This is a genomic window from Arthrobacter sp. zg-Y750, assembly GCF_020907365.1.
Taxonomy (GTDB): domain Bacteria; phylum Actinomycetota; class Actinomycetes; order Actinomycetales; family Micrococcaceae; genus Arthrobacter_B.
Window position 1 is genome coordinate 322,632 of the sequence record NZ_JAJJOC010000016.1, and the last position, 13,028, is coordinate 335,659.

At 65.7% G+C, this 13,028-nt stretch carries 11 protein-coding genes; 7 read left to right on the plus strand and 4 right to left on the minus strand.

Translation table 11 applies throughout. The features are described from left to right. Window positions 1-65: 65 nt before the first annotated feature. Window positions 66-1,193 carry a phosphoserine transaminase gene (gene serC / locus LOC57_RS12375; RefSeq protein WP_229960054.1) on the plus strand — a complete coding sequence of 376 codons (1,128 nt, stop codon included), beginning with the start codon at window positions 66-68 and terminating at the stop codon, window positions 1,191-1,193. Between the two features lie 48 nt (window positions 1,194-1,241). Here the strand turns inward: serC and LOC57_RS12380 are convergent, their stop codons facing one another. The 3 genes from LOC57_RS12380 to LOC57_RS12390 are packed head-to-tail and all read right to left on the minus strand — an operon-like array spanning window position 1,242 to window position 3,553. Further along, window positions 1,242-2,522, minus strand: a complete 1,281-nt coding sequence (locus LOC57_RS12380; protein WP_229960056.1) for an MFS transporter — start codon at window positions 2,520-2,522, stop codon at window positions 1,242-1,244. Window positions 2,523-2,575: 53 nt separating this feature from the next. Then, entirely contained in the window at window positions 2,576-3,148 is a 573-nt protein-coding gene (locus tag LOC57_RS12385; RefSeq protein WP_229960087.1) for a DUF3027 domain-containing protein, read from the minus strand. 21 nt (window positions 3,149-3,169) lie between these two features. After that, window positions 3,170-3,553 carry a cold-shock protein gene (locus LOC57_RS12390; RefSeq protein WP_227913517.1) on the minus strand — a complete coding sequence of 128 codons (384 nt, stop codon included), beginning with the start codon at window positions 3,551-3,553 and terminating at the stop codon, window positions 3,170-3,172. Between the two features lie 227 nt (window positions 3,554-3,780). On the opposite strand from LOC57_RS12390, the gene LOC57_RS12395 reads away from it, so the two are divergent. From LOC57_RS12395 to LOC57_RS12420, 6 genes are all read left to right on the plus strand, one after another. Next, complete coding sequence (locus tag LOC57_RS12395) at window positions 3,781-4,068, plus strand: hypothetical protein (protein ID WP_227913518.1); 288 nt, start codon at window positions 3,781-3,783, stop codon at window positions 4,066-4,068. Between the two features lie 39 nt (window positions 4,069-4,107). Next, the gene (locus LOC57_RS12400; protein WP_229960057.1) at window positions 4,108-6,537 is read left to right on the plus strand and encodes a helicase-associated domain-containing protein; all 2,430 of its coding nucleotides are present in this window, start codon (window positions 4,108-4,110) and stop codon (window positions 6,535-6,537) included. Further along, window positions 6,530-8,176, plus strand: a complete 1,647-nt coding sequence (locus tag LOC57_RS12405) for a DNA repair helicase XPB (RefSeq protein ID WP_227913520.1) — start codon at window positions 6,530-6,532, stop codon at window positions 8,174-8,176. Before LOC57_RS12400 ends, LOC57_RS12405 begins: the two co-directional genes overlap by 8 nt. Window positions 8,177-8,292: 116 nt before the next feature. Beyond that, window positions 8,293-9,006 carry a response regulator transcription factor gene (locus LOC57_RS12410; RefSeq protein ID WP_227913521.1) on the plus strand — a complete coding sequence of 238 codons (714 nt, stop codon included), beginning with the start codon at window positions 8,293-8,295 and terminating at the stop codon, window positions 9,004-9,006. Between the two features lie 4 nt (window positions 9,007-9,010). Continuing rightward, a complete protein-coding gene (locus tag LOC57_RS12415; protein WP_227913522.1) occupies window positions 9,011-10,504 on the plus strand; it encodes a sensor histidine kinase in 1,494 nt (497 codons plus the stop codon). 145 nt (window positions 10,505-10,649) lie between these two features. Next, window positions 10,650-10,940, plus strand: coding sequence for a WXG100 family type VII secretion target (locus LOC57_RS12420; protein WP_227913523.1), 291 nt, complete (start codon window positions 10,650-10,652; stop codon window positions 10,938-10,940). A gap of 92 nt (window positions 10,941-11,032) precedes the next feature. On the opposite strand, the gene groL is transcribed toward LOC57_RS12420, so the two are convergent. Continuing rightward, entirely contained in the window at window positions 11,033-12,670 is a 1,638-nt protein-coding gene (gene groL / locus LOC57_RS12425; RefSeq protein WP_227913524.1) for a chaperonin GroEL, read from the minus strand. Window positions 12,671-13,028: the final 358 nt, after the last annotated feature.

Here is a 13,028-nt window from a genome sequence, read left to right on the forward strand (position 1 = left end):
AGAATGCGGTGCGGCAGAATGGAAATGCAGACGCGCTTTCCTTTCGACACGCTTGGAGCGACACAATGGGCGACACCGCCGCACTGAAGATTCCCGCTGAACTCCTCCCGCAGGACGGCCGCTTTGGTGCCGGGCCGTCCAAAGTACGTCCGGAACAGATGGCGGCGCTGGAACGTTCCGGCACCGGGCTTCTGGGCACCTCCCACCGCCAGGCACCCGTACGGAACCTCGTGGGCAGCATCCGCGAGGGACTGGCCGAGCTGTTCTCCGCTCCGGAGGGCTACGAGGTAGTTCTGGGCGTGGGCGGCTCCACTGCTTTCTGGGACGTCGCCGCTTTCGGATTGGTTCAGGAGAAGGCCCAGCACCTGTCCTTCGGCGAATTCGGCTCCAAGTTTGCGGCGGCTACCAATAAAGCGCCGTTCCTCTCGGCGTCGAGCATCATCACGGCTGAACCGGGCACCCGTCCGGAACCGGCGGCTGAAGCGGGGGTGGATGTCTATGCTTGGCCGCAGAACGAAACTTCCACCGGCGTTGCCGCTCCGGTGCGCCGGGTGGAAGGTTCCGACGACGGCGCCCTGGTGCTGATCGACGCGACCTCGGCTGCCGGCGGCCTGGACGTGGACCTGGCGCAGTCCGATGTGTACTACTTCGCCCCGCAGAAGAACTTCGCGTCAGACGGCGGCTTGTGGCTGGGCATGTTCTCCCCCGCTGCGCTGGAACGCGCCGCGCGGATCAATGCCGGCGACCGCTGGATCCCGGATTTCCTCAACCTGCAGACCGCCGTGGACAACTCGCGGCTGAACCAGACCTACAACACGCCGTCGTTGTCCACGCTGGTGACCCTCAACGCCCAGATTGACTGGCTGAACGGCAACGGCGGGCTGGCGTTCGCCGCCGGTCGCACCGCGGAATCTGCCGGACGGATCTATTCGTGGGCCGAACAGTCCGCCGTTGCCACCCCGTTCGTGGCCCGCCCGGAGGACCGTTCCAACGTTATTGCCACCATCGATTTCGCAGCGGACATCGACGCCGCCGCCATTGCCAAGACGCTGCGGGCCAACGGCGTCGTGGACGTGGAGCCTTACCGCAAGCTCGGCCGCAACCAGCTGCGCATTGCCACCTTTGTCGCCATTGAGCCCGACGACGTCAGCGCCCTCCTGGCGTGCATCGACTACGTGATCGCGAACTCCTGAGCCTGATTACTGCCAACATGGCCATGCACTGCCCGCAGGGCCCGGACGCTACGCGCTGTCCGGGTCCTGCGCTTTTTCCGGCGTATCTGTGGTCATGCTGAGCCGCCGGGGCAGGTTCCGGTCATAGTGGAACCGCATCCCGTAGGTCCGCCAGGCCCATACGAAACCGATGGCGGCTGCCAGCAGCCCCGAGGCTGCGGCCACACCGAGGCTCCAACGGGGGCCGAACGAGTCCGAAACCCAGCCCACCACCGGCGCGCCCAGCGGTGTTCCGCCCATAAAGATGGCGAAATACAGCGCCATCACCCGCCCGCGCATGACCTGGGCGGTGGTGGTTTGAACATACGCATTGGCGCTCGTCATCAGGGTCAGTGCGGACAGGCCCACCGGGATCAGGGATAGACCGAACAAAATCAGGGTGGGCGCGGCTGCGGACAGGATGCAGAACAAGCCAAAGGCCCCTGCGGCTCCGAAGACAAAGCGCAGGCGCGGCCTGTCCCGCCGCGCGGAAAGCAAGGCGCCCGCGACGGAACCGATCGCCATCACCGAATTGAGGAGGCCGAACGTGCCCGCGTCCCGGCCGAACTCGGTACGTGCCATGGCCGCTATGTAAATGGCGAAATTCATGCCAAAGGTGCCCACGATGAAGATTGCCAGCATCACCATGATGAGGTCGGGCCGGTGCCTCACATAGGCCAGTCCTGCCCGGATGCGGCCCTTCCCCGGGGGCGCCTTGGGGAGCACGCGCAGTTCGCCGGCACGCATATTCAGCAGTGCGAGCACCATGGCGCCGAACGTCACGGCGTTCAGTACAAACACCAGCCCCGGCCCGACGGCGACGGTCAGGAGTCCGGCGACGGCGGGGCCGATCATCCGCGCCCCGTTAAAGGAGGCACTGTTCAGGGCCACGGCGTTGGGCAGATCCCGCTCGGAAACCACCTCGGAGACGAACGCCTGGCGCGCCGGTCCGTCCACCGCCGACACCATGCCCAGGGCCAGCGCAAATGCGTACACGTGCCACAGCTGCGCCTGGCCGGAAATCACGAGCAGGCCCAGGGCCAGCCCCAGGGCACCCATGCTGATCTGCGTCATCAGCAGGACTTTGCGCCGGTTGTAGGAGTCGGCTATCAGGCCGGACCACGGTGCCAGGAGGAGCTGTGGCCCCAACTGCAGCGCCATCACGATTCCCATGGCTGCGGCATCCTGGTTGGTGAGGATGTCGTAGACCAGCCAGTCCTGCGCAGTCCGCTGCATCCAGGTGCCGATATTGGAAACCAGTGCGCCGAAGAACCAGATCCGGTAGTTGAAGAGGCGGAGGGAGCGGAACATCAGCTCAGCGCCCCCTCAGGGATTGTTGAACCAGTTGCCGCAACCGCCACGGATTATTCGTCCTCCTGCGCGTCCGTCTCCTGATGATCCTGCGCGCCGGACTGCGCTGCATCGTCTTGGCGTGCGCCGTCTTCGGGAGCGCCGTCCCGCGCTTGGCCATCCTTGTCCCGGGATTCGGCGTGGGCGTGCTGTTCGTCGTCAACATGTTCCCGGGCGGCCTGTTCGAGGGCCAACTGTTCCTGCTCGGCAGCAATGTCTTCCGGACGCAGCCGCTCCGACCAGGGCACCCACTCCGGAGCCAGCAGCGCATCCTCCGACGGAAGCAGTCCTACTTCACTGACCGTCACCTTCTTGCTGCGCGGCATCCGGGCAACAGTGGCGTACCACTGCCAGCCGCGGTAACCGGGACGCAGCGAGGTGAACCGGTGGGTCACCAGCCGTTCGCCGTCGGCCGCGGCCCCCGCGTACTCCCCAACTTCAGCCGGGGACGCAACTTCGAGCAGGCCTGCACGTGCTTCCGCCACCGCGGCAGCCAGCACGGCGTCGGGCTTCCCCGACCGCCGGGGCGCACGTTTACGGGCCGCCGGGTCGGAGGGCGTTTCGGGAGAGGGAGTTACGGGTGTCATTGTCACTTCAGCGCACGAACCTTATATATCCAAGTCATCGGCAACGGCACGCAGCACAGCGGCCACCTTGGTGGCATGCTTCTTTTCCGGGTAGCGGCCGCGGCGCAGTCCGTTGGAAATGCCATCGAGCAGTTTGATCAGGTCTTCCGTTATAACGGCCATGTCTTCGGCGTCCTTGCGCGTGGCCTTGGCAACCGACGGCGGTGCCTCCAAGATGCGGGCGGAGAGGGCCTGCGGTCCGCGCCGGCCGTCGGCTACACCGAACTCCATGCGCGTACCGGGCTTAACCTCGCTGACGCCGGCCGGCAGGGCCGAGGCATGGAGGAAGACTTCCTGTCCATCGTCCGTGGCCAGAAAACCAAAACCCTTGCCGGTGTCGAACCACTTGACCTTGCCGATAGGCACTTCGGTTACCTCGTTCTTAGTTCCGATTGCGGCAGGACATCTGCCTTGTTGCATGACCGTTCAGTTCCGCCACCGTTTCCGCGTTGCCCAGCAAGCAGCGGGGGGGGTACCCGTACCTCTGAGATACTACGGGGAAGTCTGTTCCCTTTAGAATATCCCGACAAGCGAATAGGGGCTCCAAGGCTGCCCCTTTGTCCCGCGGATTTCCGCTGTTAGCGTTAATCACCATGAACAAAACCCCGCCGGACTCCGTCCGGTCCGCCTCGGCCTCTGTTTCCGGCTCCCAGCCTGGGCCCCGCCGCACCCGCGCGTGGATTTCGGGGGCCCTGGCCGCGGCGGCCGGTCTTCTGGCCCTGTTCGGGCTGGGAACCCTGGCTGCCGTTTTGATCCTTGCCCTGCAGGGCCAGTCGGTTGCCCCGTGGCTGGTTGCTGCCGTCTACTTTGCGTTACCTCTCGCTTTCCTGCTGATGGCAGGTTTGGTCATCAGCGGAGTTCGGCGCAGACGCCGAGGCTGATCGGTCCGTTTCCCTTCCCACTCAGGTAACGTGGTGCTGATGTCCGCGATTCGAGCTTTGGCCGATGATCTAGCCGCACGCAGCGACGACCAGCTGCGTGAATTGTTCGCGGCCCGGCCCGATCTGGTCCTTCCTCCGGTCCCCGATTTCCAGGCCCTGGCGGCCCGCGCCTCCACTCGGGTCAGCGTGCAGCGCATCCTTGAAAAGCTGACTGCCCCCGAGCTGCAGGTGCTTGAAGCCGTTGACCTGACCACCAACGAAGATTCCCAGCTCAGCACCACCGCCTCATGGCTGAAGGCCGCAATTGCCGGGTCCACCATCAAGTCCCTGGACGCCATCCTGGCCCACCTCCATTCGCTGGCCCTGCTGCGGCGGGCCAAACCGCATCCGGGAGCGCCGAAAGCTGACGCTTCGCGCCGCTTCTACCTGCCGGTGTCCGTTCTGGGTGAGGCGCTGGGCGCCTATCCCGCGGGTCTCGGCCGGCCCTACTCCACCCTCGCCGCACAGCACCCGGAGTTCGGGCAGCGCCTGGTGGGCATCGTGGAAGGGCTGCGCAGCACCGGGCTGCCCTTGGAGAAAGCGGACACCCCCGCCACGGCTGCCCATTCCCTGCACCACTTGGTTTCCGATCCTGCCGGCTGGGCGGCGCTGATGAACGGGGCGCGTCCGGGCACCACGGAGCTGCTGCGGCGGTTCAAGTACTCCCCGGTGGGCACCATCCCGAAGAAAGCCACCATGGGACGGGCCGTCTTGGACAACCCCTCCCCCACACCGGTGGAGTGGCTGGTTTCCCGCGGCCTGCTGGTTCCCCTGGACGCGTTGCACGTGGAACTGCCCCGTCCCGTGGGCCAGGCGTCGCGCGGGCACGTCATTGTGTCCGATTTCCAGCTCGAAGCTCCCCGCCCCTCTCCCCGCAGTGTCACCCGAAACCTGAGGGATAACGCCGCGTTCGGTGCAGTGGCCGAGACCCTGCGCCTAGTCACGGAACTGCTGGCGCTGGCGGCCGAGAATCCGGTCGGCACCCTGCGTTCGGGCGGAGTGGGTGTACGCGAAGTGCGCCGCCTGTCCGAGTCGCTGCGGCTCGACGGCGCCACCACCTCCTGGCTGCTGGAGCTGGCCGCCATTGCCGGGCTGATCACCCTGGACGCAGCCACTTCCCGGTGGGGCGCCTCCGAAGGGAACTGGCTGAACGAGAACCGCGAAGAGCAGTGGCGCCGGCTGGTTGAAGCGTGGCTGGATGCGGACCGTGCACCTTCCCTCGTGGGTGCTCCCCTGCCGGCAGGCGGCGCGGTCAACGCACTGGCCGCCGAAGTATCCCGGCCCGACGCCCCCGTGGTCCGCCGTCGGGCCATGGAAATGCTTGCCCTCCTTTCCGAGCGCGACAGCGAAAACGGAACGGTGGGGGCGTTTGATCCGGAAGACCTCATCAGTGCCCTGACCTGGCACCAGCCGCGGCTGCAGCGGCGGTTCGCACGCCTGGTTCCGGGCATCCTCAAGGAAGCTGCGCAGCTGGGCCTGCTCGGCTCCGGTGCACTGACGCTGCTCGGCTCGTCCGTGGCCGCCGGGGACTATGCCGCTGCCACGCAGGTGCTGCGCGATGCGTTGCCCGCACCCCTGAATTCGTTCCTGCTGCAGGCTGACCTGACGGCAGTGGCACCGGGTTACCTGGAGCCGGACGTCGCGCGGGAACTGGCGCTGATCTCCACCGCCGAGGGTCAGGGCCCGGCGGCCATCTACCGTTTCTCCGCGGATTCCATCCGACGCGCGCTGGACGAAGGGCACGACGCCGACGGCATTCTTGCCTTCCTGCGCCAGCATTCAGCCACGGAGGTTCCGCAGCCGCTGCGCTATCTGGTGGAGGACACCGCCGCCCGGTACGGCAGGCTGCGGGTGGGAGCCGCCGGGTCATACCTCCGCAGCGACGACGAAGCCGGCCTTAATGCCCTGCTGGCCGATCCGCGGACAGCGTCGCTGGGACTGGTCCGCTTGGCACCCACAGTGGTTGCGGCCAATGTGCCGGCCAAGGAACTGACCTCGTCCCTGCGGGATCTGGGGTATCCCCCGGCGCTGGAGGGCCCGGCCCGCAAACCGGTGGGCTCCCACCGGATGGTCCCGGTGGCCGCCCCGTCCTCCTCCAAGACGCGCCTGAACCCGTGGGAACTGACCGACGCGGACCTGGAACGGCAATTGGCAGCCCTGCGCGGCGAAGGACCGCCGCTGCAGGCGAACGGGGAAAGCCAGTCCCTCGTCAGCCTGGAGACCCTGCGCAAGGCCATCCGGACCAAGAGTTCGGTGCGGATGGGCGTTGTGGACAGCCAGGGGAATCAGCGGCAGGAGATATTCGTTCCCCTATCGGTGACCGAGGGAAGGGTGCGGGTCTACGATCCGCGCCACGACGTGGAACGTACAGTGTCAGTACATCGGATTATGGATGTGGAAATAGTGGAGGGTAGCCCGGCGCATGGTTGACGGACCGTTGATTGTCCAGAGCGATAAAACGATTCTCCTTGAGGTCGACCATGAGCAGGCAACCGAGGCACGGCATGCAATTGCCGCGTTTGCCGAACTGGAGCGGGCACCCGAGCACATCCACAGCTACCGGCTGACCCCGCTGGGTCTGTGGAATGCGCGTGCCGCGGGGCTCGACGCCGAGCAGGTCCTGAACACGCTGCTCACCTATTCACGCTTCCCGGTGCCGCATTCACTGCTGATCGACATTGAAGAAACCATGTCCCGGTACGGCAGGCTGCGGCTGGAAAAGGACCCCCAGCACGGCTTGGTGCTGCGCACCACCGACTACCCGGTGCTGGAAGAAGTAATGCACGCCAAGAAGATCCAGCCGCTGCTCGGTCCGCGGATCGACGGCGAGACGGTGGTGGTGCAGTCCGCCATGCGGGGGCAGCTGAAGCAGCTGCTGCTCAAGCTCGGCTGGCCTGCCGAAGACCTGGCCGGCTACGTGGACGGCACCCCGCATCCCATCATGCTGAATGAAGACGGCTGGGCCCTGCGCCCGTACCAGAAACTGGCCACCGAGAACTTCTGGGCCGGCGGGTCCGGTGTGGTGGTCCTCCCCTGCGGCGCCGGCAAGACCCTGGTGGGAGCCGCCGCCATGGCAACCAGCTCCACCACCACGCTGATCCTGGTCACCAACACCGTTTCCGCCCGGCAGTGGAAAGACGAACTGCTCAAGCGGACCTCGCTGACCGAGGACGAGATCGGTGAATACTCCGGTGCCGTGAAGGAAGTCCGCCCGGTCACGATCGCCACCTACCAGGTCCTGACGCTCAAGCGCGGGGGCCTGTACCCGCACCTGGAACTCCTGGACGCGAACGACTGGGGCCTGATCATCTATGACGAGGTGCACCTGCTGCCGGCCCCGATCTTTAGGATGACGGCGGATCTGCAGGCCCGCCGCCGGCTCGGCCTGACCGCCACGCTGGTGCGCGAAGACGGACGCGAGGGTGAGGTCTTCTCCCTGATCGGGCCCAAGCGGTACGACGCTCCTTGGAAGGACATTGAGGCGCAGGGCTACATTGCCCCGGCCGAATGCGTCGAGGTCCGCGTCGACCTGCCCCGCGATGAGCGGGTGGCTTACGCCATGGCCGAAGACGGGGACAAGTACCGGCTGTGCTCGACGTCGGAGACCAAGACCGGCGTCGTCGAGCAGTTGGTGAAGCGCCATACCGGTGAGCAGACCCTGGTCATCGGGCAGTACCTGGACCAGCTGGACGAACTGGCTGAACGCCTGGACGCCCCCGTCATCAAGGGCGATACCCCGGTGAAGGAGCGCCAGAGGCTGTTTGGCGAATTCCGCGAGGGCAAGCTGAACACCCTGGTGGTCTCCAAGGTGGCCAACTTCTCCATCGACCTGCCCGAGGCCTCCGTGGCCATCCAGGTGTCCGGTTCCTTCGGCTCCCGGCAGGAGGAAGCGCAGCGGCTGGGCCGGCTGCTGCGCCCCAAGGCGGACGGCAAGGCAGCCCATTTCTACACAGTGGTGGCCCGCGACACCTTGGACCAGGACTTTGCGGCCAAGCGGCAGCGCTTCCTGGCCGAGCAGGGTTATGCGTATTCCATCCTCGACGCCTCCGATATCGAAAAGCCTGTCTAAGTTCTCCGACGTTCCGGCAGCTTCCCCGGCTTTGCACCAGATGTTTACTGAGCACTTCCAGAATTCATCCGGCGCACCTACAGACAACGTCCAGCTAAATGTAAGAAACTGGGCAGGTGAACAAATCGTCTGCACCCGAAGCACGCCTCCTTGTTGTCGATGATGAGCCGAACATCCGCGAACTGCTGTCCACCTCGCTGCGGTTCGCCGGTTTCGACGTCGTCGCTGCCGCCAACGGCCGTGAAGCACTGGCCGCCGTGGACTCGCACAACCCGGACCTCGCCGTCCTGGACGTGATGCTTCCGGACATGGACGGGTTCACGCTCACCCGCAGGCTCCGCGCTGCCGGCCAGCATTTCCCCGTGGTCTTCCTGACCGCCCGCGACGACACCGAGGACAAGGTCACCGGCCTGACCGTGGGCGGCGACGACTACGTTACCAAGCCGTTCAGCCTGGACGAGGTGGTGGCCCGCATCCGCGCAGTGCTGCGCCGCACCCAGCCCCTGGAGGATGATGACGCCGTCATCCGCGTGGATGACCTGGAGCTCGACGACGACGCCCACGAGGTCCGCCGCGGCGGCGTCACCATCGATCTCTCCCCCACCGAGTTCAAGCTGCTGCGCTACCTGATGCTTAATCCCAACCGGGTGCTGTCCAAGGCCCAGATCCTGGACCATGTCTGGGAATACGACTTCAACGGCGACGCTTCGATTGTGGAGTCCTACATTTCCTACCTGCGCCGCAAGATCGACCGCAGCCCCGACGCCCCGGCCCTGATCCAGACCAAGCGCGGCGTGGGCTACCTGCTCCGCTCCTCGGAGAAGCGCTAGGGCCTTGGTACGGCGCTGGAAATCCGCTTCGCTGCGGTCGCAGCTGGTCGCCATCATGGCGGTGCTGATGGTGGTGACTGTAACCATCACCGGGTTGGCGACCATCTATGTGCTGCGCCAGATCCTGGTGGGCCGCCTGGATGCCGACATTAACGAGAACGCTCCTGCCGTCTCCCGTTACCTGTTGGTGAATGACCCCAGCACCGATGCGTCCCTGTTCCGCTACTACGGCCTCTACCTGAACGAAGACGGCAGCCACGGTCCCGCGACCCACTCCGAGTCCGCGGCGGACATCCCAATGATCCCGGACTACACCTCCGACCAGGTCGCCGAAATGGGAACGCGCGGCTTTGACGTACGCGGCACCTCCCCCATGTCCAAGGGGTGGCGGGTACGGATCTACGACTTCCAGAACCTGCCCGGCTCCGTGGCCGTTGCCATTCCGCTGGATTCGGTGGCCGCTACAGTGGACGAGGCCGCCTCGCTGGTCTTCTCCGTGGGGCTGCTGGGCACCCTGGGCGCCACCGGTATTGCCTATTGGGCCGTGACCCGGCAGTTCCGGCCCCTGAGCCAGGTGGAGAAGACGGCAGCCGCCATTGCCGCCGGCGACCTGTCCCGGCGCGTGGAGGTCGGCAATCCCGCCACGGAAATCGGCCGCCTTTCCCGCTCGTTGAACGCAATGCTGGCGCACATTGAGACTGCCTTCGCCGCCCGGACCCAGTCCGAACGGAAGATGCGCCGCTTTGTCCAGGACGCCTCCCACGAGCTGCGGACACCCCTGGTGACTATTCGCGGATTCTCGGAACTGTACCGGCACGGCGCCCTGCAGAAACCCGATGAAGTTGCCGCGGCCATGGGACGGATTGAATCCGAGGCCAAACGCATGGGCCAACTGGTGGAAGACCTGCTCACCCTGGCCCGGGTGGATGAGCAGCGGCCGCTGGAATACGAACCGGTGGACCTGATGATCCTGGGGAACGACGCCGCCATGGATGCCCGCGCCAGCGCACCGGACCGGGTCATCAAGGTGGTGGGGCTGGACGGGAACGGTCCGCAGAGTGCGCCCACCATGGGGGACGAGGCACGGCTGCGCCAGGTGGTGGCCAACCTAATGACCAATGCGCTGCGCTATACCCCGGACGGCTCGCCCATTGAGGTGGCGGTGGGGGTTGCCCCGGTCATCCACGACCGGATGGACGCCGTCCTGGAGGTGCGAGACCACGGCCCCGGCATCTCGGAGGACGACGCCGCGCGCGTCTTTGAGCGCTTCTACCGCGCCGATTCCTCCCGCTACCGGGAAACCGGCGGCACCGGGCTTGGGCTGGCCATCGTGGCTGCCCTGGTGGCCCAGCACGACGGGACGGTGCGGCTCGCGGAAACAGAGGGCGGCGGCGCCACCCTCTCCATCCGGCTGCCGTACCGGGCACCCGAGCAGTTCCCGGAGAGCCCTGATGAGGTCGAAGACGCTGACGGGGCCGAAGAGGGCAAGGGAAACTGACGGGCGCCCCTGCGCTCCTCCACACCCCTTCCGGCCGTGTAACACCTGTTCCTGCCGTCCACAGGGGTTCCTCCCGGCATGCTCCGGTGCCCGGGGCTGCTTAGCCTTGCCGGTATCCGAACCGCACCCTTACCAGGAGGAAGACATGCCCTTATTCGCCGTGGACAGCGAGGCGCTGGCCGCCAAGAGTGCAGAAGTACAGGGAACCATCGAGCGCCTGAGGGCGGACGTCAACGGCATGCAGGCCGGACTAGCGTCATTGGGCGAGATCTGGCGGGGCGCTGCCTCGGCCAACTTCCAGTCGCTGGTTACTGATTGGCGGGCTACGCAGGCCCGTGTGGAGGAGTCCCTGGACAGCATTAACCAGGCGTTGGCCTTCGCGTCGGCGCAGTATGCCGAAACGGAGGCAGCGAACACCTCACTGTTCCGCCATTAGACCCGGGTTAAACAAAGCAGGCACGACACCCCAACGGGGTGCCGTGCCTGCTTTACGCGTGGCGCAGAGGCTGAGCCGAGTCAGCCGGGGGCTTAGAAGCCGCCCATGCCGCCCATGCCGGCCATCTCGTCAGCGCCGCCCATGGCGGGAGCCGACTTCTCCGGCTTGTCCGCAACCACAGCTTCGGTGGTCAGGAACAGGCCGGCGATGGAGGCAGCGTTCTGCAGGGCGGAACGCGTCACCTTTACCGGGTCGTTGATGCCGGCAGCCAGCAGGTCTTCGTACTCACCGGTGGCTGCGTTCAGGCCGAAGCCTTCGGGCAGGCCGCGGACCTTGTCCACCACAACACCGGGCTCCATGCCGGCGTTGAAGGCAATCTGCTTCAGCGGGGCGTCGATGGCAACGCGGACGATGTTCGCGCCCGTTGCTTCGTCGCCCTCGAGGGAGAGGTTGGCGAAGGCCTTGAGGCCGGCCTGGATGAGGGCCACGCCGCCACCGGCGACGATGCCTTCTTCAACGGCAGCCTTTGCGTTGCGGACGGCGTCCTCAATGCGGTGCTTGCGTTCCTTCAGTTCCACCTCGGTTGCGGCACCGGCCTTGATGACGGCGACGCCGCCGGCCAGCTTGGCAAGGCGTTCCTGCAGCTTCTCGCGGTCGTAATCGGAATCGGAGTTCTCGATTTCGGCGCGGATCTGGTTGACGCGGCCGGCGATCTCTTCAGCGTCGCCTGCACCTTCGACGATGGTGGTTTCGTCCTTGGTGACTACAACCTTGCGGGCCTTGCCCAGCAGGTCGAGCGTGGCGTTTTCGAGCTTCAATCCAACTTCTTCGGCGATGACCTGGCCGCCGGTGAGGATGGCGATGTCAGCCAGCTGGGCCTTGCGGCGGTCGCCGAAGCCCGGAGCCTTGACGGCTACGGACTTGAAGGTGCCGCGGATCTTGTTGACCACCAGGGTTGCCAGGGCTTCGCCCTCGACGTCTTCGGCAATGATCAGCAGCGGCTTGCCGGACTGCATGACCTTTTCGAGGACGGCAACGAGGTCCTTGACGTTGGAGATCTTGGAGTTGACGATCAGGATGTACGGATCCTCGAGGACCGTTTCCTGGCGCTCAGCGTCAGTGACGAAGTAACCGGAGATGTAACCCTTGTCGAAGCGCATGCCTTCGGTGAGTTCCAGCTCCAGGCCGAAGGTGTTGGACTCCTCGACCGTGATGACGCCTTCCTTGCCGACCTTGTCCAGTGCTTCGGCGATCAGGTCGCCGATCTGCTGGTCACCGGCGGAGATGGAAGCCGTAGCCGCGATCTGCTCCTTGGTTTCGATCTCCTTGGCGGAAGAAATCAGCTCGGCGGTGACGGCTGCAACAGCCTTCTCAATGCCGCGCTTCAGGCTCAGCGGGTCGGCACCGGCGGCAACGTTGCGCAGGCCTTCGCGCACCAGCGCCTGGGCCAGGACAGTTGCCGTGGTGGTGCCGTCACCGGCAACATCGTCAGTCTTCTTGGCAACTTCCTTGACCAGCTCAGCGCCGATCTTCTCGTAGGGATCGTCCAGTTCGATCTCCTTGGCGATGGACACGCCGTCATTGGTGATCGTGGGAGCGCCCCACTTCTTTTCGAGGACTACGTTGCGGCCACGCGGGCCGAGGGTGACCTTGACGGCGTCGGCGAGGATGTTCAACCCGCGCTCGAGGCCGCGGCGTGCCTCTTCTTCAAATGCAATGATCTTGGCCATAACGGCTATCGTCCTTCCGGAACAGTCATGCTTGGAGCAAAAATTTCCATTCCCGGCTGAGGTGCCCGCGACGGACGGCCCGGCTAGCGCGATCTCTTTACGCGGTTCCCCGAACCTCACCCCAGTGGTTGCTGGTTCACTCAACGCCGGGGGACTTTTAGCAGTCATCCGGCAAGAGTGCTAAGTCAATAATTAGCACTCCCACACACTGAGTGCAAGCGATCACGCGTACCTGCTGCCCGCTTCACAGACCATGGCGCCTGCACCGGAGACCACAACTAAAAGCAGCGGGGGGGGCCCCCCCCCCCCCCCGGGGGGGGGCCGGCCCGGGCGCCGCCCCCCCCCCCGCCGCGGGGGG

Excerpts from the sequence above, each read along its gene's own strand:
- LOC57_RS12380 (WP_229960056.1), bottom strand. The coding sequence starts at position 2,522 with ATGTTCCGCTCCCTCCGCCTCTTCAACTACCGGATCTGGTTCTTCGGC.
- groL (WP_227913524.1), bottom strand. The coding sequence starts at position 12,670 with ATGGCCAAGATCATTGCATTTGAAGAAGAGGCACGCCGCGGCCTCGAG.
- LOC57_RS12400 (WP_229960057.1), top strand. The coding sequence starts at position 4,108 with ATGTCCGCGATTCGAGCTTTGGCCGATGATCTAGCCGCACGCAGCGAC.
- LOC57_RS12405 (WP_227913520.1), top strand. The coding sequence starts at position 6,530 with ATGGTTGACGGACCGTTGATTGTCCAGAGCGATAAAACGATTCTCCTT.
- LOC57_RS12395 (WP_227913518.1), top strand. The coding sequence starts at position 3,781 with ATGAACAAAACCCCGCCGGACTCCGTCCGGTCCGCCTCGGCCTCTGTT.
- serC (WP_229960054.1), top strand. The coding sequence starts at position 66 with ATGGGCGACACCGCCGCACTGAAGATTCCCGCTGAACTCCTCCCGCAG.
- LOC57_RS12420 (WP_227913523.1), top strand. The coding sequence starts at position 10,650 with ATGCCCTTATTCGCCGTGGACAGCGAGGCGCTGGCCGCCAAGAGTGCA.
- LOC57_RS12385 (WP_229960087.1), bottom strand. The coding sequence starts at position 3,148 with ATGACACCCGTAACTCCCTCTCCCGAAACGCCCTCCGACCCGGCGGCC.